Annotated in this window: 20 protein-coding genes; all 20 read right to left on the bottom strand. The window is 62.4% G+C overall.

Features of this window, described 5'->3' with window-relative positions; translation table 11 throughout:
- Positions 1-96: 96 nt before the first annotated feature.
- The 20 genes from QLG10_RS18865 to QLG10_RS18960 all read right to left on the bottom strand — a co-directional run bounded on the left by QLG10_RS18865 (position 97) and on the right by QLG10_RS18960 (position 25,484).
- Positions 97-492 carry a c-type cytochrome gene (locus tag QLG10_RS18865; RefSeq protein WP_020799492.1) on the bottom strand — a complete coding sequence of 132 codons (396 nt, stop codon included), beginning with the start codon at positions 490-492 and terminating at the stop codon, positions 97-99.
- Positions 493-524: 32 nt separating this feature from the next.
- Positions 525-2,252 (bottom strand): FAD-dependent oxidoreductase, encoded by a 1,728-nt coding sequence (locus QLG10_RS18870; protein ID WP_110747248.1) that lies wholly within the window; start codon positions 2,250-2,252, stop codon positions 525-527.
- A 49-nt stretch (positions 2,253-2,301) separates the two neighbouring features.
- Entirely contained in the window at positions 2,302-3,213 is a 912-nt protein-coding gene (locus QLG10_RS18875) for a transporter (RefSeq protein ID WP_282487822.1), read from the bottom strand.
- 330 nt (positions 3,214-3,543) lie between these two features.
- On the bottom strand, positions 3,544-4,266 hold the full coding sequence (locus QLG10_RS18880; RefSeq protein WP_282487823.1) for an NAD(P)H-dependent oxidoreductase: 723 nt from the start codon (positions 4,264-4,266) through the stop codon (positions 3,544-3,546).
- 9 nt (positions 4,267-4,275) lie between these two features.
- Positions 4,276-5,922, bottom strand: a complete 1,647-nt coding sequence (locus QLG10_RS18885; RefSeq protein WP_282487824.1) for an ABC transporter ATP-binding protein — start codon at positions 5,920-5,922, stop codon at positions 4,276-4,278.
- Between the two features lie 2 nt (positions 5,923-5,924).
- A complete protein-coding gene (locus QLG10_RS18890) occupies positions 5,925-6,752 on the bottom strand; it encodes an ABC transporter permease (protein ID WP_179054842.1) in 828 nt (275 codons plus the stop codon).
- Positions 6,753-6,755: 3 nt separating this feature from the next.
- Positions 6,756-7,715: an ABC transporter permease gene (locus tag QLG10_RS18895; protein ID WP_188263927.1), complete on the bottom strand. Its 960-nt coding sequence runs from the start codon at positions 7,713-7,715 to the stop codon at positions 6,756-6,758.
- Positions 7,716-7,876: 161 nt separating this feature from the next.
- A complete protein-coding gene (locus QLG10_RS18900) occupies positions 7,877-9,478 on the bottom strand; it encodes an ABC transporter substrate-binding protein (RefSeq protein ID WP_188263928.1) in 1,602 nt (533 codons plus the stop codon).
- A 97-nt stretch (positions 9,479-9,575) separates the two neighbouring features.
- The gene (locus QLG10_RS18905) at positions 9,576-10,991 is read right to left on the bottom strand and encodes an aldehyde dehydrogenase family protein (RefSeq protein ID WP_188263929.1); all 1,416 of its coding nucleotides are present in this window, start codon (positions 10,989-10,991) and stop codon (positions 9,576-9,578) included.
- Positions 10,984-12,174, bottom strand: coding sequence for an aminotransferase class I/II-fold pyridoxal phosphate-dependent enzyme (locus tag QLG10_RS18910; protein WP_188263930.1), 1,191 nt, complete (start codon positions 12,172-12,174; stop codon positions 10,984-10,986). The genes QLG10_RS18905 and QLG10_RS18910 overlap by 8 nt, the downstream gene beginning before the upstream one ends.
- Positions 12,175-12,198: 24 nt before the next feature.
- Positions 12,199-13,806, bottom strand: coding sequence for a 5-guanidino-2-oxopentanoate decarboxylase (locus QLG10_RS18915; RefSeq protein ID WP_282487825.1), 1,608 nt, complete (start codon positions 13,804-13,806; stop codon positions 12,199-12,201).
- Between the two features lie 10 nt (positions 13,807-13,816).
- A complete protein-coding gene (locus QLG10_RS18920; RefSeq protein WP_282487826.1) occupies positions 13,817-15,916 on the bottom strand; it encodes an acetate--CoA ligase family protein in 2,100 nt (699 codons plus the stop codon).
- A gap of 17 nt (positions 15,917-15,933) precedes the next feature.
- Positions 15,934-17,094 (bottom strand): acyl-CoA dehydrogenase family protein, encoded by a 1,161-nt coding sequence (locus tag QLG10_RS18925; protein WP_282487827.1) that lies wholly within the window; start codon positions 17,092-17,094, stop codon positions 15,934-15,936.
- Positions 17,095-17,138: 44 nt separating this feature from the next.
- Complete coding sequence (locus QLG10_RS18930) at positions 17,139-17,930, bottom strand: enoyl-CoA hydratase-related protein (protein ID WP_282487828.1); 792 nt, start codon at positions 17,928-17,930, stop codon at positions 17,139-17,141.
- Between the two features lie 450 nt (positions 17,931-18,380).
- Positions 18,381-19,793 carry an amino acid permease gene (locus QLG10_RS18935; protein WP_282487829.1) on the bottom strand — a complete coding sequence of 471 codons (1,413 nt, stop codon included), beginning with the start codon at positions 19,791-19,793 and terminating at the stop codon, positions 18,381-18,383.
- A 204-nt stretch (positions 19,794-19,997) separates the two neighbouring features.
- On the bottom strand, positions 19,998-22,259 hold the full coding sequence (locus tag QLG10_RS18940; RefSeq protein WP_282487830.1) for an ATP-binding protein: 2,262 nt from the start codon (positions 22,257-22,259) through the stop codon (positions 19,998-20,000).
- Positions 22,256-23,002, bottom strand: coding sequence for a transporter substrate-binding domain-containing protein (locus QLG10_RS18945; RefSeq protein WP_282487862.1), 747 nt, complete (start codon positions 23,000-23,002; stop codon positions 22,256-22,258). Before QLG10_RS18945 ends, QLG10_RS18940 begins: the two co-directional genes overlap by 4 nt.
- Positions 23,003-23,034: 32 nt before the next feature.
- Positions 23,035-23,751, bottom strand: a complete 717-nt coding sequence (locus QLG10_RS18950) for a response regulator (protein ID WP_020800504.1) — start codon at positions 23,749-23,751, stop codon at positions 23,035-23,037.
- 74 nt (positions 23,752-23,825) lie between these two features.
- On the bottom strand, positions 23,826-24,473 hold the full coding sequence (locus QLG10_RS18955; RefSeq protein ID WP_110747288.1) for a TetR family transcriptional regulator C-terminal domain-containing protein: 648 nt from the start codon (positions 24,471-24,473) through the stop codon (positions 23,826-23,828).
- Between the two features lie 219 nt (positions 24,474-24,692).
- Positions 24,693-25,484 (bottom strand): class II aldolase/adducin family protein, encoded by a 792-nt coding sequence (locus tag QLG10_RS18960; protein WP_248677632.1) that lies wholly within the window; start codon positions 25,482-25,484, stop codon positions 24,693-24,695.
- Positions 25,485-25,507: the final 23 nt, after the last annotated feature.

Below are 25,507 nucleotides of genomic sequence, written 5' to 3' on the forward strand. Positions count from 1 at the left end.
GCGATCTTTTGATCTTGATCTTTTGGCGATCTCAAGTCTGCCGAAGATCAAAAGATCGCAGCCTGCGGCAGCTCCTACAGGGGAATTGCCGTGGTTTTATTGAAGGGACTTGATGTAGCTGATGATTTTCTGCCGCTTGGCCGGGTCGTCCTGCGAATAGACCATGGCACTGCCCGGCGCGACGCTCTGGGCATCGGTCAGCCAGGCGTCGAGCATCGGCTCGTCCCAGACCTTGCCGGCCATGGCTTTGGTGAAGCCGTCGCTGTAGGTGAAGTTGGTTTCGCTGGCCGCCTTGCGACCCAGCAGCCCGAACAGATTCGGGCCCTGCCCCGGCGGGCCGCCCTTGTCGAAGGTGTGGCAGACCGCGCAGTGGTTGGTCGCCAGTTTCTGCGCCAACGCCAGGTCATCGGCCAAAGCGCTGCCGGTCAAAGCAAAACTGGCCGCCATCGCCAACAGCGCCGGGGCTCGCAGGAAAAATTTCAAGTGCGTCATATCGTTGATCTCATGCAGTCACGGGGCTTGATTCAGCTTCGGCTCGGTTCCTTGTGCGCCTGGTTAGCGGCGCGATAGGCAAAGGCGATGATTGGGCCAAGCGTCGAACCACCGGCCCAGTAGGCACGCCCGGAGGCCGACGCCACGCAGTTGCCGACCCCGTACAAGCCCGGGATCGGTGCATTGGCGTTGTTCAATACCTGGCCGACCGAGTTGGTTTTCGGACCGCCCTTGGTGTCGAGGTTGCCGCCCGTGATCAACGCCGCGTAGTACGGCCCTTTCGCGGCCAGCGGGTACATCGTCAGGTTGCCGGTGCGGTCGGGTTTGACCGGCCCGGTGAACACGCCCTGGATCACCAGCTCGCCGCGATGGAAGTCCAGGTCCTTGCCCGTCTTGGCCAACTCGTTGAAGCGCTTGAGGGTGGCTTTCAAGTTGAGCGTGAAATCGGCGCTGAGCTTCATCCCGCCGATATCGGCGGCGTGTTTATCCAGGCGTTCGGCGATGTTCTTCGCCAGCTCTTCCAGGGTTTCTCCCTTGATGACATGGCGGTCGTTGCCGCCCTTGGGCACGATCGGTGAGCCGTATTCGTCGCTGCTGCAGTAGTCCTGGGCGCGCTGGTCCCAGATCGAGAACATCACCAGATTGGGGTATTCGGCTTTGTCGCCGTCCCACTGGAAGAAGGTCGGGACCAGTTCGTTGTAGACGGTCTTTTCGTTGACGACGCGCTTGCCGTACTTGTTCACCATCAGCATCGAATCGCCGTTCATGGTGAAAATGCCGGACATCGAACCGTCCTTGGCCAGGGCCTTTTCCAGCAGGATCGGGCACGACCAGGCGTAGTTCATGTTGCGCAATTGCACCCCCAGATCACTGGCGATGCGGATGAAATCGCCTTCGTTGGTAAGCGCCGCACAACCACCGTAGACCGGAGCGTTGAGGAAGTTGCGGCGCAATTCCGGATCGTGGGTAAAACCGCCCGTGGCGAAGATCACCGCTTTGCGCGCCTTGACCCGTTGCCGTGTGCCCTCTTCGGTTTCGACTTCGACACCGATCGCTTCGCCCGCGTCGTTGAGGATCACTTTCACCACCCGCTCGCCGGTACGAATCTGCACGCCGTCACGCTTGGCGGCGGCGGTCAACGTACGAATCGCCACGCGACCGCCGTCGGACATGCTGGGCCGGGCTTCCTTGGGCACCAGTACCCGGCCTTTCTTGGCTTTGTCTTCGGGCAATTCCGCCCAATAGTCCGGCACGTCCGGGCAATGGCGGTAAGGCAGCGCGTCGCGTTCGGCCAACAGTTCAGCGGCGGGCGAGGCGCTCTCGTAGATCGCTTCGCACATCTCGTATTCCCAGTCCGACAGGCCGAGCTTGGGCAACGAGGCGTCGTAGGATTGCGGGCGCGTCAGCCGGGCGACATAGCGCATGTAGTCGGCTTTTTCATCGACGATGCCAGCGTCACGCATCGGCTTGTTGTTCGGCACCCAGTACCAGAACGCCGCCTTGGCCGCGGTGCCGCCGGGGCTGCCGGCTTTTTCCAGGATGACCACGTCGTTGCCCAGCCAGCGGGAGAACAGCGCGGTCGGCAAACCACTGCCGCCACCGCCGACCACGACAATGTCGTGCTCTCGATCAAAGGGCAGCTCGTCGCTGGCCATCGCCCGTGCGGCCACACCCGACAAGGCGGCGACAGCCGTGCCGGCGGCACCGGCCTTGATGAAGTTGCGGCGTGACAGTGCAAGTTTCTGGTTTTCTTCGTTCACTTTTTATTCTCCGGAATGAGTAGCGGCGACACAGGCAGGCGTCGGTGATTCACCAGTAATGCCAGAGCTGCACAAACAGGCCATCGGTGACGGTGGTGTTGCGCCCTTCCACGCCTTTGGAATAGTGGATGGACACCTGATCCCACATTTTCTGGGCGAAGACCTTTTGCACGCCGGGCTTGAGCTGGAACAGCACGCCGGCGCCGAGCGCGGTTTCGTTGGATTCAGAGAATTCGATGTAATTGTTGTTGCGATCATCGGAGCCGAAGGTTTTCTGGTAATCGGCACTGAGGAAGGGCGTGACCTGGTAGGTCGGGCGATCGACGATGTTGTAGCCCAGGCGCAGGTTGGCGTGGCCGGTATCGCCCGGTTCGGTGTGGTGCGGGCCATCGCCGCGAAGGATCGCGCCGACCAGCAAGTCGATGTTCACCTTGCCCAGCCATTCGTTGTAGAACAGAGAAGGCCACAAGGCGTAGGTGTCGCTGCTGACCGAATCCGCGCCGGTCGGCAGTTGCACATAGGCTTGTGCACCGATGGTGCGCAGCGGCGTCGGGTTGTACCAGACCAAGCCACCAACCAACGGATCGCCCAGCCCGCTGACCCGCGTGCCGTTACCGCGCACCGCAATCTCCGGGAGGGTGATACTGGCGATGAAGCCGGTGTTGGGCAGGCCGTCCATCTTCCAGTAGTGCAACAACGACGTCAGGCCAACGTAGGTCTCGGTGTTGCTGCCGGTTACCTTGTTGCCGTGATCGTCAAAACGCTTGCGGTCGTCGTTGTACTCAAACTCCTGCCCTACCGAGTTGTAGGGCTCGGTGAAGTCCGAACTGAACTGAAAGCTTTGGGGACGGTTGCTGGCATAAGGAATGCCCGATGCCTGCGCCATCGCGGGAAACAAAATGCCAGCCCCCAGAACGGGAGCGAACAGGGTCGCAGCACAACCCCATGCACGAATACTCATACCTGCCTTCCTTATTTTTATTAGGCGCCAAACCCCCGAAGGGGCGTAAGGCCGAAAGCAAGGCAGGACGTCTTGATGAGCACTGGCTGGAGCTCCACCGGATCGTTGGCAAATCCCGGTGTTCGGCGAGATGGAGGCTACAAGCCGGCCACTGCACCAACAATTCCATTCTCGGCGACATCAGTGTTTGCGTATTCAGAACAATGGCAGGGGATTTGAACACGCGATCATCAAAACTGTGGGAGCGAGCCTGCTCGCGAAAGCGTCGGGTCAGTCAACTCTATGTTGAAGCTAATGGCCGCTTCGCGAGCAGGCTCGCTCCCAAAGGGGTCAAGCATTCACAGTTTCGGATCGATGCAGTGGATAGAGCTGTTCATCGAACTGCGACAGCTTGGGGAACACCAAGGGTTGATCATCGCTCAGCTGTTGCAGGCGCTGATCGTAATCCAGCAAAAACGCCTGCCGCGCCTCATCACTGACGTACGGCACATGCCACGCCACAAACGGTTCCAGCACATCAAACCCGACATACGCCAGCGTCCCGCGCAAAATCGGTCGAAGCATGTCCTGCAACGGACCATGGATAGCCTCTTCACCGAACATATGTTCACGCCCACCCAAGGTCACAGTGACCAATGCTTTTTTACCGGCCAAGCCGCCCTGATCGTAGAAGCGCTTGCCGCCATAACAGATACCGGACACCAGCACCCGGTCGATCCAGCCCTTGAGCATGGCCGGGGTGGAGAACCAGAAGATCGGGAAATTGAGGATCAGCAGGTCGGCCCACAGCAGTTTGTCCAGCTCGGATTGAATGTCCGCTGCCAGCGACTGGCTCTTCACGCCGAGGCGTTGTTCCAGCGCGTACACCAGGTACTCGGGATTTTCCCGCTTTGAGAAGTCATCGGCGCTGGCCACCGGGTTCCAGTTCATCTTGTACAGGTCGCTGACCTGCACTTCATGGCCCTGGGCTTCAAGGGTCGCGACGGCCTGGTCGCGCAGGGCGGCGGTGAAGGATTGTGGCTCGGGGTGAGCATGGACGATCAGTACTTTCATGGTGATTCCTTAGACTTTTTCCAGCGTAGGGTTTGAATTCGGCGTAGCGCGACTGGCCAGCAAGCGGTCGAGCCAGTCGGGGTCCATCTGGGGTTCGGAGGAAAACAGCAGCCCGGTATAGTCTTGATGCGGTGGGGTGAAAATAGCACTGCGCGAGCCATGATCCACCACCCTGCCCCGTTGCATCACCAGCACTTCGTCGGCAATCGCGCGCACGGTGGCGACGTCATGGGTAATGAACAGGTAGGCGACGCCGAGCTGTTGCTGAATGCGGTTGAGCAACTTGAGCACGCCTTCGGCCACCAGTTGGTCGAGGGCCGAGGTGACTTCGTCGCAGATGATCAGTTGCGGGTCGGCGGCCAGGGCTCGGGCGATGCAGATCCGCTGTTTCTGTCCGCCGGACAATTCCCGGGGCTGACGCTCCATGAACGTTGCCGGGTCCAGTTCGATCATCTCCAGCAGCTCGGCCACCCGCGCGCGCATGGCTTTGCCCTTGAGGCCCAGATAGAACGTCAGTGGCCGGCCGATGATGTCGACAATGCGCTGGCGCGGGTTCAGTGCCGTGTCCGGGATCTGGTAAATCATCTGCACGCGCCGCAGTTGTTCCTTGCTGCGCTGGCGAAAATCCGCGGGCAGCGGTTCGCCGTCATACAGTACTTGACCATGGGTCGGTGGCAGCAAGCCGGTGATCAGCCGCGCCGTGGAGCTTTTGCCGCTGCCGGATTCACCGATGACCGCCAGGGTCTGGCCACGGTACAGCTTCAAGGAAACGTCATGCAGCACCGGTTGCCGCCCGTAGCTGGCGCAGCTGTTGCGCAGTTCCAGCAGCGGTTTTTCCTGTTGCGGGCAGGGTTTGGGTTCGGTGCGGAAACTGCGCACCGCCCATAGCGACTTGGTGTAGTCCTCCTGCGGGTCACCGAGCATCTTGCAGGTCTCGGCCTCTTCCACCAGCTTGCCGTGGCGCAGCACCATGATGCGGTCGGCCATCTGCGCCACCACCGCGAGGTCGTGGCTGATGTAGATCGCCGCGCTGCCGTAGGTCTTCACCGCATCGCGAATCGCCGCCAGCACTTCGATCTGGGTGGTGACGTCCAGGGCGGTGGTCGGTTCGTCAAAGACGATCAAGTCCGGGTGGCAGGCCATCGCCATGGCGGTCATGACCCGTTGCAGCTGGCCACCGGAGACCTGGTGCGGGTAACGCTGGCCGATTTGTTCGGGGTTGGGCAAGCGCAGCACGCGATACAAGTCCACCGCTTCGCGCATCGCCTGTTCACGGCTGATGCCACCATTCTTCACCGCCGTTTCCACGTGCTGGTCGATCAAACGATGGGCCGGGTTGAACGAGGCTGCCGCACTCTGCGCGACGTAGGCGATGCGCAGGCCGCGCAATTTGCGCAAGGCTTCGGGTTTGGCCTTGAGCAGGTCGATGCCGTCGAAATGCACCGTGCCGCCGATGATCTTGCAGCCGTCGCGGGTATAGCCCATGGCAGACAAGCCGAGGGTCGATTTGCCCGCCCCGGATTCACCGATCAGCCCCAGCACCTCACCGCGTTGCAAGGTCAGGTCGATGCCCTTGATCAGCGGATGCCAGGCGTCCTCGTAGTGACCTTCGATGTGCAGGTTGCGGATTTCCAGCAAAGGTTTGGATGTCGTCATGTTCAGCATTCCTTGAGGCCGCTGGACTTGTGCAGCATCCAGTCGACGACGAAGTTGACGCTGACCGTGATCAAGGCCACGGCCAGGGCGGGCAGTAAAGGACTGATGTCGCCAAAGGTGATCAGCACCGCGTTGTCGCGCACCATGCTGCCCCAGTCGGCCGTCGGCGGCTGGATACCCAGGCCGAGGAACGACAGCGCACTGATGAACAGGAACACGAAGCAGAACCGCAGGCCGAATTCGGCAATCAGCGGCGCTGCGGCGTTGGGCAGTACCTCGCGGGTCACCAGCCAGCACAGGCCTTCACCGCGCAGGCGCGCGGCCTCGACGAAGTCCTGCACCACCACGTTCATCGCTACGGCGCGGGACAGGCGAAACACCCGGGTTGCATCCAGCAGCGCGATTACCAGCACCAGTGAGGTGGCCGTGGTGCCGACCACACTGAGAATCAGCAAGGCAAAGATCAATTGCGGAATGGCCATCAGGATGTCAACGACCCGCGACAGGCCCTGATCGACCCAACCACCCTTGATCGCCGCGATCAGGCCGCAGGTGCCACCGAGCAGGAACGCCAGCACCGTGGTCAGGAACGCGATGCCCAGTGTGTTGCGCGCACCAAAGACCAGGCGGCTGAACATGTCGCGCCCCAGGTTATCGGTGCCCAACAGGAACTGCCCGCCCCACGGCGCGAAGCCCTCGCCCACCACCTGGGTTTCGCCAAACGGCGCCAGCACCGGGGCAAACAGCGCCACCAGGATATACACGACGATCACCAGTAATCCGAACTTCGCACTCAGCGGCGCCCGGAGCAATTGTTTAAGCAGGCTCATGGTCTACCCCTTTGGATGCATCAGGCGTGGGTTGCTGGCAATCGACAGCACGTCGGCACTGGTATTGAGCAAGATGTAGGTGGCGGCAAAGATCAGGCTGCAAGCCTGGACCACCGGGATATCGCGCTTGGCCACCGAGTCCACCAGCAACTGGCCAAGGCCCGGATAGACAAACACCACCTCGACCACCACCACGCCAACCACCAGGTACGCCAGGTTCAGCGCCACCACGTTGACAATCGGCGCCAGGGCGTTGGGCAAGGCATGCCGGAAAATGATGCGCGACTGGCTGATGCCCTTGAGACGGGCCATTTCGATGTAGGGGCTGGCCAGCAGGTTGATCAAGGAGGCGCGGGTCATGCGCATCATCTGCGCGATCACCACCAGGCTCAGGGTCGCCACCGGCAGCACCGAGCGTTCCAGTACCTCACCCAGGCTGGCGTTTGGCGAGAGGTTGGAAATGCTCGGGAACCAATTGAGTTTCACCGCAAACACCAGGATCAGGATGTAGGCGACGAAGAACTCGGGGAACGACACCGCGCTTAGGGCCGAGGTGTTGAGCAGGCGGTCGAACCAGCTGTTGCGGTACAACGCCGCGAGCATGCCCAGCAACAACGCCAAAGGCACCGACACCAGCGCGGCCAACAGTGCCAGGCTGAAGGTGTTGCCCAGGCGACTGCCGACCAGTTCGGCTATAGGCCGCTGGTTGGCCAGCGATACGCCGAGATCACCGTGCAGCAATTGCCAGATCCACTGCCCGAAACGGGTCAGGGGTGGCAGGTCCAGGCCCAGTTGCGCGCGATAAGCCGCCACGGTTTCCGGGGTGGCGGACTGGCCGAGCATGGCCTGGGCGATATCGCCCGGGAGCAGGCCGACGGCGAGGAAGATGATGACTGACACCGCGAATAGCGATAACAGCCCTAATGCCAAACGCTGAAGTAGCAACTTAAAAATACTATTCACCGTGCGATTCCTTACGAAGACCACCATTTCCCCCTGTAGGAGCGAGCATGCTCGCGATGGACGTCAACGATGACGCGGGCAGTCTGAGTGCCCGCAGTGTCTGGACGTTTTTCGCGAGCATGCTCGCTCCTACAAGGGTTCTTCATTGGTTTGGCGAGCGCTTACGCCTGCCACCATCGCTCGATCACGCGCAAGCCGTCGAGCTCTCCGTATGGCGCGGTCTGCCCACCGTGGGCCACGCGGTTGGAACGCGCCGCCACGGAGCTGGCGAACAGCGGCACGATCGCCCCGCCGTCGTCCCGGCACAGCGCCTGCATTTCGTTGTACATCTCCCGGCGTAGCGGCTCGTTCATCTCGCCCCGGGCAGCGTTGAGCAACTGGTTGAAACGCGGGTTGTCCCAATGGGTTTCGTTCCACGCCGCGCCCTTGGCGTAGCCGATGCTGAACATGCGGTCGGCCGTCAGGCTGCTGTACCAGAACGAGGTGGTGAAGGGTTGCTTCATCCAGACGTTGGAGAAGAAACCGTCGGCGGGCTCGCGCACCACGTCGATGTCGATCCCGGCCGCACGGGCTTGCTCCTTGAACAGCACCGAGGCATCGACGGCGCCGGTGTACGCCGCGTCGGAGGCCTGCAGGCGCACCTTGAGCGAATCCAGACCGGCCTTTTTCAGGTGGAAACGCGACTTGTCCGGGTCATAGGTGCGCTGTTCCAGCGCGGTGTTGATGAAGCGGCTACCGGGCTGGATCGGGTGATCGTTGCCCACCAGGCCATAACCGTACAGTACTGAAGCCAGCAGGGTTTCGCGGTTGATTGCGTGCTTCATCGCCAGGCGCACGTCGTTGTTCTGGAACACCTGGCTGTCGGTGAGCATCGGGAAGGTGTAGTGCTGGGCGCCCTTGGTTTCCTCGATGACCAGGTTCGGGTTGCGCTTGAGCAACGCTACGGTCTTGAGGTCGACCTTGTTGATCACGTCCACTTGCCCGGTGACCAGCGCGTTGACCCGCGCTGCGCCGTCGGCGATGGCGATCAACTCGGCACTGGCGAAGTGCGCACGCCCGGCTTTCCAGTAATCGGGGTTGCGTTCCAGGGTCATGCGTACGCCCGGTTCGAAGTCCTTGAGGCGATAGCCACCGGTGCCGGCGCCAGCCTGCCAGTCCGCCACGCCGTCCTTGCTCGGCAGGATCGCCAGGTGATAATCGGCGACCACATAAGAGAAATCGGCGTTGCCCGAGTGCAGTTCGAACACCACGCTGTCGCTGCCATTGGCGCTGACCTTGGCCACATCGCCCAGCACGGTCTTGGCCGCCGAGGTAGATTTTTCGCCCAGGTGATGCTGGATCGACGCGACCACGTCATCGGCGGTCAGGCTCTTGCCGTTGTGGAAGGTCACGCCCTGGCGCAGCTTGAAGGTCCAGACGCGGGCATCAGGGGTTGAGGTCCAGCTCTCGGCCAGTTCCGGAATCGCGGTGCCGTCAACGGCGATTTCAGTCAGGGTGTTATAGACCGCCGAGAAACCGACGAAGGTAAAGGTATCCGCCCAGGAGCCCGGGTCTTTCGAGTCGGTGGTACTGCCGCCGGCAAGTCCCAGGCGCAATACACCGCCCGGCTTCGGCGTGGCTTCTGCAGCGAAGGCGCCTGACGGCAAGCCCATGGAGAACGCCCCAGCCACCGCCACGGCGGCGGCACTGTACTTCAGGAAGTCCCTGCGCGGGAAACTCAATTCATTGTTCGCTTGAGTAATCTTGTTTTTGTTATCGCTCATTGCATTGCCCCTGATAAAAGCTAATGAAATACCCGTGCAAAACCACGCAAGACACCGGGCCTGGGCCCGGTGCATACAGTCTTTGAGTCGTTGACGGTCACACCTGGATCGCCTTCACTTCGACGAATTCGCCCAGCCCCTCTTCCCCCCATTCACGCCCGTTACCGGATTGTTTGTAGCCGCCGAACGGCGCCTGATAGTTGAACGCCGCGCCATTGAGGAAGCATTGCCCGGCTCGCAGCTGCCGGCCCAGTTGCAAGGCACGCTCGGCACTGCCGGCCCAGACCCCGCTGGACAGGCCAAACGGCGAGTCGTTGGCGATCTGGATCGCCTGCACCTCATCCTCATAAGGGATCAGGCACAGCACCGGGCCGAAGATTTCTTCCTGGGCGATGCGCATGCGGTTGTTAACGTCGGCGAACAGCGTCGGGCTGACGTAGTAGCCACGCTCCAAGTCCGGCGCCGCGTCGCCGCCGCACAACAAGCGAGCGCCCTCTTCCTGGCCGATCCTGATGTAATCGAGCACGGTGCGACGTTGCCCGTCGGAGCACATCGGCCCAAGGAAGCTCTGCGGATCCTGCGGATCGCCCATCTTCAGGCTCAGGGTTTCCTCCAGGGCAATCTCCAGCGCCTGGGCATACCGACTGGCTGGCAACAGCATGCGGGTCAACGCGGTGCAGGTCTGCCCCGAATTGATCATCACGTCCTGAACGCCGTAGCGCACCGCCGCCTCCAGATCGGCGTCCTCGGCAATCAGCAACGCCGACTTGCCGCCCAACTCCAGGCACACGCGCTTGACCGAAGGCGCGGCGGCCTGTGAGACGCGAACGCCGGCGCCGGTGGAACCGGTGAACGACACCATGTCCACGTCCGGGTGTTTGGCCAAGGCTTCGCCGACCTTGGAGCCCGGTCCGCTGACCAGGTTGAACACCCCGGCCGGCAGGCCGATGTCCTCGATCATCTGTGCCAGCAAAAACGCGTGCAACGGGGTTTCCTGGCTTGGCTTGACCACCACCGTGCAACCCGCCGCGAGCGCCGGGGCGAGTTTGCCGATCAGCTGGTGCAGCGGGTAATTCCAGGGGTTGATGAACGCACAGACGCCCACCGCCTCGCGGTACACCCGCGAGTTGCCGACTTCGCGCACTTCGTCCATCAGGCCTGCGAGTTCCACGTATTGCTCAAGGCCAATGATCGGCCCATCCACCTGCACCGAACGGCACCATTGCACCGGCATCCCCAGTTCAGTGGTGATCACCGAGGCCATTTCATCGGCGCGGTTCTTCAGTTGTTCCGCCAACGCACGGATGTAACCGGCACGCACGCTCGACGGAGTGCGCGACCATGGACCAAAGGCCTTGCGCGCGGCGGCCACGGCGTTGTCGACATCGCGTTCATCGCCCAAGGGCACGCTGCCCGCCACTTCTTCGGTGGCCGGGTTGATCACTTGCGCGGTGCCCTGGCCCGACGGGACTTGCCAGCGTCCATCGATAAACAGCGCCTTGTGATTAAGCATGTAGCTGAGCCTCCATCAGTTCCTGGGCACAACGGGCGATACGCTGGCAGGCATCGCGCAAGGGTTCAGGGCCAACCACCAGGCCGAGGCGAATATGCCCGGCCGCGCTCGGGCCGAACGCTTCACCGGCGAGTACTGACACCCCGTGGCGATCGAGCAGGCGATCAGCGAACGCCTGGGCGCTGAGCCCGGTTTCACGGATATCGAGCATCACGAACATCCCGCCATCGGGCTTCAAGGCGCGCACGCCCGGGCAATCGACCAGGTGCTCGCACACCAGGTCACGACGCTCGCGATAGGCTTCGCGCATGGCATCCAGTTCCGGCAGCTCACTTTCCAATGCCACGACCGCCGCATCCTGAACGAAATCCGGCGAACCGTAGAGCATGCACAGCGCAAGGTTTTCCAGGTGCGCGGCCAGGGACGGCGGCGCCACCACCCAACCCACTCGCCACCCGGTCATGGCATGGGATTTCGACAGGCTGTTGAGGGTCGCGGTGCGCTCAGCCATGCCTGGCAAGCTCGCTGGGCTGACGTGTTCGCCTTCGAACAGCAGCTCGCTGTAGACCTCATCGGAAATCAGCCACAGGTCGTGGGCGATGCACAATTCGGCCAACGCTTGCCAGGTGCTGCGCGGCAGGCTTGCACCGGACGGGTTGTGCGGACTGTTCAGCGCCAGGGCACGGGTACGCGGGGTGATGCGCGCGGCGACGTCTTCGGGCAGCACGCGAAAGCCGTTCTCCGAGCGCACCGGCACCGGCACGACCTTGGCGCCGCAAGCGCCGAACACCGCTTCGTAGGTGACGTACATCGGCTCGGCGACGATCACTTCATCGCCCGGATTGAGCACGCACTGGGCCACGCTGAACAGCGCGCACTGGGCGCCGGCCAGCACGGTGACTTCGTCCGCGGTCACCCGCTGCCCGCTGCGTTGGTGGTGGCGCCTGGCGATGGCCTCCCTCAAGGCGCGCTTGCCGCGTACCTCGGCGTAGTGGGTGTTACCGGCCAACAGACTGTCGATGGCGCCCTGCACGATGGGTTGCGGCGTGTCGAAATCCGGGTCGCCCACGGACAACAGCAGGATGTCCTTGCCCTGCTCCAGCATGGCCAGTGCACGGTAATGAATATCCCAGGCGGCAGCGCCGTCACCGGCGATACGTTGAGTCAGATCGGAAAAGCGCATGGCTTCATCCCCTTGAAATACAGATCAGTGTGCGCAGGCATGCTTGAGTTCGATCAGGGTCACGCCGTTGCGCTTGAAGCCGTGGCGCAAGTCCGTTTGCAACTCGGCCAGGCTTTGCGGTTGGTTCACCGTGCAACCGAACGCGCGCCCAAGGGCGGCGAAGTCGGGGTTGCGCGGCAGCACGCCGATGGGCTCGATATCCAGGCCAAGCATGTCGTCACGGATCTGCCCCAGCGCATCGTTGTTCCACAGCAACACCACTAGCGGGCTGTCCAGTTCCTCGACAGCGGTCGCCAGTTCCTGCGCGGTGTAGAGGAACCCACCGTCGCCGACCAGTACCAGGCCCGGACGTTGCGGCGCACCGAACTTGGCGCCGATCCCGGCCGGCAGGCCGTAACCCAGGGTGCCGTAGCCAGTCGGGTGTAACCAGCTGCGGGTTGCGGCACTGTCGAACGCGTAATTGCCGGTGTAGGCCAGTTGAGTCATGTCGGTACTGATGAAGGCGTTTTGCGGCAGTTCTGCGGCAATGCGCTCAAGAATCGACTGATGAATCGATTGCAATGGACCATGGCTGGCCTTGATCGCTTCACGCAGTGCACTGACCGAGGCAATCGCAGCGCTGGCATCACGTACCTCGGACGGCAGTCGCCCGAGCAGGCCGCAGAGGGTTTGTTGCGCATCGCCATGCAAGGCCACGGCGCACGGGTAGAAGTCGTTGAACTTGCGCGGGTCGATGTCCACTCGCAGCAGCTCAGCGTTGAGCGGCAGGCGCTCACGCCAGAAGTCGGTGTCGGCCATTTCGGTGCCGACCGCCAGCACCACGTCGGCCTCGGCGATCAGGTTCCAGCCCGGCTCCACACACAGAGAAGAACCGGCGTTGAGCGGCGCATCCGGTGGTAACAAGCCCTTGCCCGCGACACTGGTGAACAGCGGCGCAGCCAGTCGGGTGCTGATTTCCTGCAGCTGCGAGACGGCATCAAGTGAACCGCCACCGGCAATGATCATGGGTCGTTTCGCACCGTTGAGCTTGGCCACGGCTTGATCGAGTGCAGTGGCGGATGCCGGACCGCGCCCCGGACGGCGCACCACGTCATTGCTCCAGTCACGGGCGATCGGCGCCGACAACACGTCCAGCGGCACCGAAATGTGCACCGGGCGCGGACGCTCGCTGTCGAACACCGCATAGGCGCGGGCGATCAACTGCGGCAAGTCTTCGGCAGTCAGCGCAACCGCCGAGAATGCAGTGATCGGTGCCGTCATTGCGCGCTGATCCTGGCACTCGTGCAGGATGCCCCAGCCCTTGCCCAGGCTGGCCGTGTGGTTGACGCTCGATATCACCAGCATCGGAATCGAATCGGCGTAGGCCTGGCCGATGCCGGTGGCGGCGTTGGTCACACCGGGACCAGTGATCACGAAGCACACGCCGGGTTTGCCGCTGACCCGGGCGTAGCCGTCGGCCATGAAACTGGCGCCTTGTTCGTGGCGCGTCAGCACGTGGCGAATGCCGCTGCCGGGCAGCCCGCGATACAGCTCGAGGGTGTGTACACCGGGAATGCCGAACACGGTATCGACGCCGTAATTGGCCAGCAGGCGCACCAGCGCCTGGCCTCCGGTCAAGGTTTTGTCTTGCATGTTCAGGTCCTCACGCATGGGCGATGCGAATCAACGCATCGACCGCGGTCGTGCCATCGGCACCGACCAACAATGGGTTCACATCGAGTTCCAGCAGTTGCGCGGCGTTTTCGCAGGCGTAGTCGGCCACGGCGCGGATCGCCGCTACCAGCGCGTCGAGATCCGCCGCCTGGCGACCGCGGAAACCTTGCAGCAACGGGGCGCTGCGCAGGCTCAGCAAGGCCTGACGGATCGCCCCGTCGGTGGTCGGCAGCAACAGGCTGCGGCTGTCCTTGAGCAACTCCACCAGAATCCCGCCGGCACCAATCACCAGCGCCAGGCCAAAATCGTTTTCGCGCTTGATGCCGACGATCAACTCGGCCAATGGCGGCTTGGCCATGGGTTCCAGCAGCAGTTGATCGAAGGCCACCTGCGGCGCGTACGCGTTGATGCTGGCGCGCATCCTGTCCAACGCGGCGCGCAAAGCGATGTCGTCCTTGAGATTCAGTGCCACTGCACCGGCTTCGGTCTTGTGCGGCAGTTGTGCGCTGACGGCTTTGACCACCAACGGATAGCCCAGCGCTGCGGCGTCCTTCAGCGCATTGTCCGGTGTGCTCAACACGCCGTCGGGCGTCGGCAGGCCAAATGCACGCAAGGCCTGCTTGGAATCCCATTCGTTGAGCAATTGCCCTTGGCCTGCCAGCGCTTGAGGGCACAGCGGCACCAGTGCCGACTCGCCCAGCGTCAACAATGCCTGGCGCTTGCGTGGGTAACCGGCGATGCGCCCCCACGCCGCCAAACCGTCTTCGACGCCCTGCAAGGCCGCCACACCCTGGGCATGCAAACGCTCACGGGCGTGAGGCGGCAACAGTTCCGGGAAAGCCGAGGTGACGAAACCGGCCTTGCCGTGACGTTGCAGCGCCTTGCAGTAGAGGTCGAGCAGCAGGTCGCACTCCTTGCGCTCGCCGGTAAATTGCGCCGGGTAGTCGAGCACCAGCATTGCCGCGTCGGCTGGCGTGCGCAGGGCGCTGTCGAGCATGCGGTCCAGGGCTTCGCTGTCGCCCCAGATGGCGGTGGTGAAATCCAGCGGATTGACCAGGTTGGCGTAGCTGGGCAGCACCTGCGCCAGTTCGCCGACTTGCCCGGCATCGAGCTTGGGCAAGGTCAAGTCGTTGCGTTCGGCGTAGTCGGCGATCAGGCCGGCATCGCCACCCGAGCAGGCTAGCGCGATCAAACTGTTGCCTGTCGGCAGGTTTCCACACGCCGCCGCTTTCAGGGTTTCGACGAAGCTCACCGGGCCGCTGACGCGGATGACGCCGAGGCGTTCGAACAACGCGTCGTACAGCGCATCGGAACCGGACAGCGAACTGGTGTGACTGAGGGCCAGTTCGGCACCGATCTGCGACACGCCGGTTTTCAAGGCGATGATTGGAATGCCCTTCTCCAGCGCCTTGTGCGCCGCGCGGGCAAAACCCGGGACGTTCTTCAGGCCTTCCAGATGCAGGCCGATAGCTGTGACGCGCGGCTCGTCGAGCAGCACGTCCATCAGTTCGGCCACCCCCAGTTGCGCCTGGTTGCCGACCGAGGCCATGTAGGCCACCGGCAGCGAGCGGTCGCTCATGGACAGGTTGTAGGCGAAATTGCCGCTTTGGGTCAGCACCGCCACGCCCTTCTCCACCGCTTTGCCACCATGGGCCACCGGCCACAGCGCGCTGCTGTGCAGATAGTCGAGCAGGCCGTAGCAGTTGGGACCGAGCAAGGCCATGTCGCCGGCGGCCTCGAGCAGCTGCTGTTGCAGGGCCTGGCCTTCGGCGCCGGTTTCGGCGAAACCCGAGGCGTAGCAGATCGCGCCGCCGGTGCCGATGGCGGCCAGTTCAGCAACGCAAGTCAGGGTCAGCTCGCGGTTGGTGGCGATGAACACTGCGTCCGGTCCGCACGGCAGGTCGGTAATGTTGCGCACGCAAGGCACGCCTTCGAGGCTGTCGTGTTGCGGGTTGACCAGCCACATTTGCCCTGGGTAGCCGCCCTCGGCGCAGCGCTTGAGGGCGCGGGCCATGCTGCGCCCGCCGACAAAGGCCACATGCCGTGGCGCGAGCATGCGCTTGAGGTTGTCACGAATAGTCTGGGACATGGCAATTCTCCGGGCGATCAGCGCAGCAGCGGCCGCAGCAGTTCGCGGGAAATGATGTGCCGCTGGATTTCCGAGGTGCCTTCCCAGATTCGTTCGATCCGCGCATTACGCCAGATACGTTCCACCGGACCTTCGTCCATCAGGCCCATGCCGCCAAATATCTGCACCGCCTCGTCGGCCGCGCGACCGAGCACTTCACTGGCGAACAGCTTGGCCATGCCAGCTTCGCCGTCGGTCATGGTGCCCTGGTCCATTTTCCAGGCGGTGTGCAGGGTCAGCAGTTCGGCGGCGCGGATTTGCGTGGCCATGTCCGCCAGCTTGAACGACACGCCTTGGTAGGTGCCGATCGGCTGCCCGAATTGCTTGCGGTCCGCCGCCCATTGCAGCGAGACGTCGAGTGCCCTTTGCGCCTGGCCGACGCAGTTGGCGGCGACCATCACCCGGCCGGCGGTCAGCCAGGCGTTGGCCACATCCCAGCCCTTGCCGACTTCACCCAGCACCTTGGAGGCCGGTACACGACAGTCGTCGAAGAACATTTCGAAGGTGTGGTAACCGCGGTTGCTCACGCACTTGGGCCCCCGGCGGATGGTCATGCCCGGGGTGTTGCGATCGACCAGGAACGAGGTCACGGCATTGCGCTTCTTGCCGTTATGCTCGTAGGTGTCGGTGACGGCAAAGACGATGGCGAAATCGGCGTGGCGGGCGTGACTGATAAAGTGCTTGCTGCCGTTGAGGACAAAGTCGTCGCCCTCACGCACGGCGCGGGTCTTGATCGCGTTGGCGTCGGAGCCGGCACCCGGTTCGGTCAGGGCGAAGCAGTCGATTTTCTCGCCCTGGATGCACGGCAACAGGTAGTCGTTGATCTGCTCGCCGGTGCAGGCCATGAGGATCTTCGACGGCCGCGCGACAAACACGTGCAGCGCCCAGGAGACCTTGGACAGCTCTCGTTCGATCAGTGCCTGGGACAGGTAATCGAGGCCACCACCGCCTACTTCCTCGGGCATGTTGAAGGCATAGAAACCGGCGGCGATCGCCTTGCCGCGGATCTGCGCGGCCAATTGCGGGGAAACTTCGTCGGCGCGGTCGACCTCGGTTTCATAGGGCAGCAGTTCCTTCTCGACGAAGCTGCGTACCGAGTCCACCAACATTTCTTGTTCTTGGGTCAGTTGGAAATTCATGGGTGCTACCTGTTGTTCGAGTGCTGTTAAAGGTTTACCGAGCGTCAGCGACCGATAAAACGCGCCGGGCGTTTTTCCGTGGCGGCGCGCAACGCTTCGTTGCCGTCTTCGCTGCGACCGCACAACAGGCCGGCAGCCAGTTCCGCTTGCAGTTGCTCGGCCAGGCTGCGATCGGCGCCTTCGCGCATGAGCTTTTTGGTCTGGGCGAAGGCAAAGGTTGGCCCGGCGGCCAGGCGTGCGGCGAGCTCGCCGGCGACGACGGGCAGTTGATCGTCGGCGCAGACTTCGCTGACCAGGCCGGCGTCCAGGGCCCGATCGGCACCCCACAGCTCATCGAGGAACAGCAGGCGCTTGGCTTGCTCGGTGCCGATCAGCCGTGGCAGGTGCCAACTGGCGCCGGCGTCCGGCGAGTAGGCCATGCTGGTGTAGCCAGCCTTGAACCGGGCCGACTGCCCGGCGATGCGCAGGTCGCAGCACAGGGTCAAGTCCATCCCTGCCCCGACGGCGGTGCCGTTGATGGCGGCGATGGTCGGTTTTTCCAGGCTGTGCAAACGGGTCATCAGGGCGTGGGCGGTTTCGGTCCAGCCGTAGGTTTCCAGTGCGCCACGTGCCTCGGCTTCGGCCCATTCAGCCAGGTCGGCGCCGGCGCAGAAACTGCGACCGCTGCCCGTCAATACCACCACGCGCACCGCAGGATCAGCGTTGAAGGCGTCGAGCAAGGCGTGCAGGTTTTTTAGCGTCGGAATGTCCAGCGCATTGCGCTGGGCGGTGCGATTGAGGGTGATCCAGGCAACGCCGGCTTCGACCTGACTGAGCAGAGAATCGTGGGTAGTCATGCGAATCCTCGAATTATTGTGATTGGTCTGAGGTGATGCGACTTGGGGCCATACTAAACGAGTGTTCAGTAAGGCGGCAATTACTCGTGAGATTGGCTGTAACAAACCGAGAACCGCGTAAGCATCTGTTTTATCTGGATTATTTATCTAGATTCAGCACTGCGCATTTGGCGCTGTTACAACTTCGAACAACTACCGACAGGCGGCTGTAGGAGCGAGCATGCTCCGGGCGGCGTTCCGACGATGGTCGTCAACGATTACGCGGGAAGCCTGGCGCCCCGCGGCGTTCTCGGGTTCATCGCGAGCATGCTCGCTCCTACAGAGAGGCCCGAAACAACTGTGGGAGCGGGCTTGCTCGCGAAGGCGGCACCCCATTCAACATTTCTGTTGACTGATGCACCGCTTTCGCGAGCAGGCTCGCTCCCACAGGAGGGGTGTTGAGACAGGGGTTTATGCGCTCGGCAGGCTTGGCGCCAACACCTCTTCACGCTTGCGATGGAACAGGAAATACGCGCCATAACACAGCGCAATAAATCCAAAGCCCCAATACAGTGATGGTCGCTGGGTTTCATCCAGTGCCAGGAACACGAACAGCGAGCAGCACAGCGTGATGCACATCAGCGGCAACACCGGGAACCACGGCGCGCGGTACTTGAGGTCGCTGAGCTTGCCGCCGTCGCGCAGGTAGGCCTTGCGGAACTTGTACTGCGCCAGGGCGATGACAATCCAGGTCACGGTGCCGGACATCCCGCTCACCGCCATCAACACCATGAACAAGGTATCGGCGGCAATAAAGCTGGTCATCAGCGACACCAGGGCGAAACACAAGGTGATGCTCAACGCACGCAATGGCACGCCACGCTTGCTCAACGGCGCCAGGCTTTTTGGCGCCATGCCGGTTTTCGACATGGCCCACAGGATGCGCGTCGAGGCATACAGGCCGGAGTTGCCCACCGACAGGATCGCCGTGAGGATCACGAAGTTCATCAGGTCGGCGGCGTAGGGAATGCCGACCATGTCGAACACTTGCACGAACGGACTTTCCATCAGCCCAGCCTGCTGCCACGGCACGATGGCCGACAGTACGACGATTGCCAGGACGTAGAAGATCAGCACGCGAAACACCACGTTGCGTACGGCGCGGGGAATGCTTTTTTCCGGCTGGTCGGTTTCGCCCGCCGCCACACCCATGATCTCGCAGCCCTGGAAGGCGTAGACCACAGTCATCATCACCGCGAATACCGCGGACATGCCGTTGGGGAACATCGAATCGCCGATCAGGTTGGTCATCATCGGCGCAGGCGCGCCACTGGTCAGCGGGATTGCGCCGAAGATCACCAGCACACCGACCACAATGAACCCGAGAATCGCCGCCACCTTGATCCCGGAAAACCAGTATTCCGCCTCACCGAAGGCACGGGTTGCCATCGCGTTGATGCCGAACAGCACCACCACGAACAACGCCGACCAATACCAGATCGGCACCGCCGGGAACCAGCGCGTCATCAACATACCAGCCGCCGTGAACTCAAGGCCTACGGTGGTGGCCCAGCTCATCCAGTACACCCAGCCGATCATGAAGCCGGTGGCCGGGCCGATGAACTTGGTCGCGTGGGTCTGGAACGAACCGGACACCGGCATCTGCACCGACAGTTCGCCCAGGCAGACCATCACCAGGTACATCAGGAAACCGGCGACCAGATAAGCCAGGATCGCCCCCACCGGCCCGCCCTGGTTGATGGTCACGCCGGAGCCCATGAACAGCCCGGTGCCGATCACGCCGCCCAGGGACAACATGAAAATGTGCCGACTCTTCAGGGCCCGAGTCAGCTGGATGCCTTTACGATCGGTGTTTTCGCTCATGCCCGGCACCCCGACTCGCTGAGGCGGGCAGCGCATGACCGGAAGTCAGGCAGGGAGGAAGCAGCTTTACGGCAATTCATTATTATTATCTCCAATAAGCTTCGAAGACCGCGCTGCGGCGGTTGCGTCGATTATTGGAAAGCCATGTAAGGCCCTGTTGTACGTAAAGATCGAAGTTGTAGAAAGTCGTAACAAATTTGTACGTCAGCTCTGCAACAGGCCTTTGAGCGTGTGCAGCGACCCTTGCAGTTGCGCTTCGACCAAGGGCACCAACGATCGAATCGCGGGTTGGTCATTGCCCAGCGCCGCGATTTCCAGACTCCGTAATGCCTCGGCCAAGGCACGAAACCCCAGGGAATCGCCGCTGCCGGCCAGGCGGTGCGCCAGTTGTGCGACTTCGGTGCAATCATCGGCCTCAATGGCTTCGCCCAGTGCCTCACGGTGTTGCACGATTGAGTCGCGCAATACGGTCAGCAGGCCCTGTACTTTCTGTTCGCCAAGCAAACTGCGATGGGTGCGCAGTAACGGCCAGTCCATCGCTGCGTCGTCAACCTCGGACAGGCCGGTAGTTGCCCGCCCCGCCAGCACCTGTCGCAGGTTGTCCAGCTTCAGGGGTTTGGCCAGGATGCCATCCATGCCTGCATCCAGATAACCGCGCACCAACGCCGGTTGCACGCTGGCGGTCAAGGCAAAGATGCGGGTTTCACGGTTCAGTCCGTCGTTGTCACGGATCTGTTTGCACAACTGGACGCCGCTCATGCCCGGCAGGTGCACATCCAGCAAGATCAGATCGAAGCTGCGCGCCGAGCATTGCGCCCATGCCTGTTCAGCGTCGTTGGCCAGCCACACTTGATGCCCGTCCCGTTGCAACAGGCCCTCGGCCACTTCGCGGTTGAGCGCTACGTCCTCGACCACCAGGATGTCCAGCGCCGGACCCGCCGCATAGGTGGGCGTCGAGGCAATGGCCTCGATGGCCGGCTGCAACGTCAACTCGAACCAGAAGCAACTGCCGCGCTCGACTTCGCTGCTGACGCCGATGCAGCCCCCCATCTTTTCCACCAGATGCTTACAGATAGCCAGCCCCAGTCCCGTGCCGCCATAACGCTGTGCGACCTCTTCACTGGCCTGGGTGAATCGCTCGAAAATCTTCGCCTGCATTGCCGGGGCGATACCGATGCCGTTGTCGGTCACACTTACCCGCAGACGCTGTCCGCCCTGATCTGGCGGCAATGCGAGCAATGCCACTTCGACACAGACGTCACCGCTTGCTGTGAACTTGATCGCGTTGGCCAACAGGTTACTCAACACCTGGCGCAGGTATTGCTCGGCGCCGTGGTGAAGCTCGGCCACCGCTTGATCGACCCGGCAATGCAGGATCGTGTCGTTGTCCAGCGCCTTGGGTTCCAGTAGCGTGAGGACTTCATCGAGCAGTTGGCGCATCGAGAAATTTACCGGTTCCGGGGGGCTGGTACCCTCCTCCAGCTTGGCGAAATACAGCACTTCATTAAGGATCGTCAGCAGCCCCTCGCCCGCTTTGTGCAACGCATCCAGGCGCCTGCTGTCCTGCGGGTCGAGACGGGCACCGCTCAGCAGCTCGGCCATGCCTAGGATGCCATTGAGTGGCGTGCGCAGTTCGTGGCTCATGGTGGCCAAAAACCGTGACTTGGCGAGGTTGGCCGCTTCGGCGTCGTCCTTGGCGCGCATCAGGCTGGCCGTGCGCCGCTCGACCCTGCGCAGTAATTCGTCGCGGTTGTCCTGCAGGGCCAGGCGGTCGGTTTCCCGGCGGTCGATGTCGCTGAGGATCGCCCTGCGCATGTCATCGAGGGCATGGGCCACGGTGTCGATTTCGTCGTTTTGCGCGCCAGGACGCTTGTCCAGGCGCAGCGGCTCGTGCCATTGCCCTGCGGCAATGCGCCGGGCAAATTCAGCCATGACTTTCAGATGCCGGGTCACCAGGCGATAAAACAGCCCCGACAGCGCCACCGCCAGTCCGCAGAAAAACACCGCCATCCACAGCAGGTTGGTCAAGCCGGTGGCATACAGGCGTTGATACACCGCCCCCAGGTCGGTGCTGACTTCCAGCTCGCCGAGATGGCGCAAGGGACCTGCAGGTGGTTGGTAATCCAGGGCAAAGCGCTCGATGCGCAACGGCCCTGCCGGCGCGGGATTGCCTTGCACCAGGTCGAAATCGGGACCGGTCAAATGCACCCTGGCGACGTCGGAGAAATCCACCAGGCCGCGCAGCTGCACATTCAACTGCTCTTGGTTCAGATCCCAGAGACTGCGCTCCAGGCTGGCCAGGTAACCGGCGCGGATCAGCTCCATGCGCGAGTCGATCTCGCGCATTTCCCGGCGATACTCGATATACAACTGCACGCTGCTGGCCAGCACGGTAAAACACAGGCTGAACAGCAGGATGAACCACAGCAGGCGCCGCAGCAGTCCACCGGCACGTGCGCGGATCATTGTGCGTTCGCCGGCAGGTTGATCATGTCGCGATAGATGACCTCGCTTTCATTGAGAAGGCGTTGGATATCACCGGCATCCACCATGCGCTGCAACTGCGCATCAATCTGCGGCATGTGGGCGGACAACGGCGAACGGCGGGAAACGGCGACCCGCAAATAGTCCACGCTCAGGGCCTTGGGCAAGGCCACGATGTCCTGGGCGCCGGGCAGGGTTTCCACGTACAGCTCACCGGTGCGGCGCTCCTGGGTGATGAAATCGATGCGCCCGCGAATCAGCTTGCCGAAATTCTGGCGGCTGCTGGCGACCCATTCGATGTTGTTGTGTTGCGCGACCATGCGATCGAACGCCACGCCGTAGCTTTCACCGAACAGCAAGCCGCCACGGTAGTGGGCCAGGTCCTGCAATTGTTCGAACTTCACCGGGTGCTGGCGATTGATGAACAACGCCACTTCTTCGCGCAGCACCGCAACGGTGGAGAACAGCATGCTCTGTTCCCGTTGCGCGGTACTGTAGGCCAGCACCACATCGACCCGGCCTTCGGCGACGTCCAGCAGACAGCGTTTCCAGTTACCCAGTACCACAATTTCGACCTCATAGCCGAGTTGGCCGAACAACTGCCGGACCACACTGGGCGCCAGGCCACGCACCTGTTTGCCATCGCTCCAGGAAATCGGCGGATACACCGGGTAATCGCAATAGCGGATCTTGTCCGCCGCCTGCACGTTGCTCGCCAACAACATCAGTAGCGCCCAGAGCAACCGTCCCACCGTCGTCACGCCGCCAGGCTGGCAGTGAACAGGTAGCCGGCGCCATGGATGGTAATGATCAGTTGCGGTTCGGCGGGATCGTCATGCAGTTTGCGGCGCAAGCGCCCGACCAGCACGTCAATCGAACGGTCGTTGGGCACCCATTCGCGGTTGCGGATCTGGTCCATCAATTGATCGCGGCTAAGGGTGTGGCCGCTGTTGCGCAAAAATACACTGAGCAGCTGGTACTCGCCGTGGGTCAGCAAGGTCTCGCTGCCGTCCGGATCGATCAAGCGCCGGCGGTCGGTGTCCAGCGCCCAGTCGGCGAACTGCTTGACCGGTTTGGCGACAGCGGCAACCGGCTGTGGCGCCTGTGCATGGCGTACCCGGCGTATCAGGTTTTTTGCCCGCGACACCAGTTCCCGTGGATTGAGGGGTTTGATCACGTAGTCATCGGCGCCGCATTCGAGGCCGACGATTCGGTCGATTTCGTCATTGCGCCCGGTGATCAGGATGATCCCGACTTCCGAGCGCACCCGCAGTTCGCGGGTCAGGGTCAGGCCGTCCTTGCCCGGCAGGCGGATATCGAGCATGACCAGGTCGACGGCCTGGCTGGCCAGGAAGGTTTCCGCCAGTTCCGCCGTGGCGGCGCAGTGCACGTCGTAGCCTTCCTGTGACAGGTAGGCATGCAACAGTTCGCGAATCAGCGGATCGTCATCGACGATCAGTACCCGAGGAGTCATTGCTGGGTGTCCTGCTTGTTTCTTATTAGAGGGCTTGCATCAGCGGAAGAGAGTAGCCACTGCTGAACGGGTGATCAACAGCTACTCGTCTGCACGCAAAACCGCTGCCGGCCGCCGGCCTGCAAACCGTCGACCCAGGCTTCGCAAATCTGGATGCCCTGCTCGGGGGTAAAGGTCCCGGGATTGAGCCCGGACTCCAGCCACAGGCCATCGAGCAACGCACTGAGGCTGATCGCGGCCAGGTCGGCGTCGAAGTGCTCCCAGCCCTCCTCTTGCGCCAACTCCCTGAGCACCTTGCCCAGGATCGCGCGGTACTCGCCATAGGAATGCTCGTGGGCCTGGTTGATCGCCTCGGCGGTTTTCACCGCGCCCCAGAAGGCGAGCCAGGCGTCGATCAGTTGCGGGTCGAGCAATTCGGCGCAGAAGGAGGCGCGAAAGAACGCCGACAAACGCTCCCGAGCCGTGGGTGCCGCTTGCTCCATGGCGTCGCGCAACAGCGTCATGACGCGCCCGGTGATCGCCATGTAGGCCTCGGCCACCAGTTCGTCCTTGCCCGAATAGTGATGGCTGATCAGCCCGACCGATACGCCCGCCTCAGCGGAAATCTTGCGGATCGACGCCCCCTGGAAACCATGGCGCTTGAGGCACACCAGCGTCGCCTCGATCAGATTGGCCTTGCGCAACTCCGGTTCCATGCGGGAAAAACGGGCTTCCTGATTCATGGGCGACTGCTCCTGGTTTGTCGATCGTTGAGGCTCGCGTTATGGCTTGCGAGTTGAACGAATGTACAGCAAGAGTATGCCCGCCTGAAAGATCGCCTTCGCGAGCAAGCCCGCTCCCACATTAGATTTGCGTCGAACACAGAGTTTGTGGCAACCCGTATCAACTGTGGGAGCGGGCTTGCTCGCGAAGAGGCCAGCCCAGGCGATCGAGGACCTGGATCACTCCCGATAATCTGGCGCAACCCTTTCCAGCAATCTCAGCAACGCCGCCCAGGCCAGTTGCATGGCATCTGGATCATTGAGCTCACCCTCTTCCAGCGCCCGTCCCGGCTCATTGAACTGCCGCTCGGTATGCGCGCAAACCTCGGGCGACGGCAACACCAGCTCCCCGGCAGCCATGGCTGCCAACTGAATGTCGCAGGCCTTTTCCAGGTAATACATGCGCATGAACGCCTGCCCTACCGTCTCGCCCACCGTCAGCAAACCGTGGTTGCGCAGCATCAGCACCGGCTTGTCGCCCATGTCGGCCACCAGTCGCTGTTGCTCGCTCAGGTCCAGGGCCACGCCTTCGTAGTCGTGGTAGGCCACCCGGCCGTAGAACTCCATGGAAATCTGGTTCACCGGCAACAACCCGCACTTCAACGCCGCCACTGCACAACCGGATTTCGTGTGGGTATGCAGCACGCATTGCGCATCTTCGCGGGCACCGTGGATGGCGCTGTGGATCACGAAACCGGCCGGATTCACCGGGTACGGCGACGGTTCCACCGCGTTGCCATCGAGGTCGATCTTCACCAGGTTGGACGCGGTGATCTCATCGAACATCAGCCCGTAGGGGTTGATCAGGAAGTGATGCTCCGGCCCTGGAATACGCACCGAGATGTGGGTGAAGATCAGGTCGGTCATGCGATAGTGTGCAATCAGGCGATAACAGGCCGCCAGCTCTTCTCGCAGGCGCTGTTCGGTCGCGCTGCGTTCAGGGGCGGTCAGGGCGGTTGCGATGTTATTCATCGTTCGGGGTCTCCAGGGGGGTC

It is taken from the genome of Pseudomonas sp. V98_8 (assembly GCF_029967975.1).
Lineage (GTDB): Bacteria > Pseudomonadota > Gammaproteobacteria > Pseudomonadales > Pseudomonadaceae > Aquipseudomonas > Aquipseudomonas umsongensis.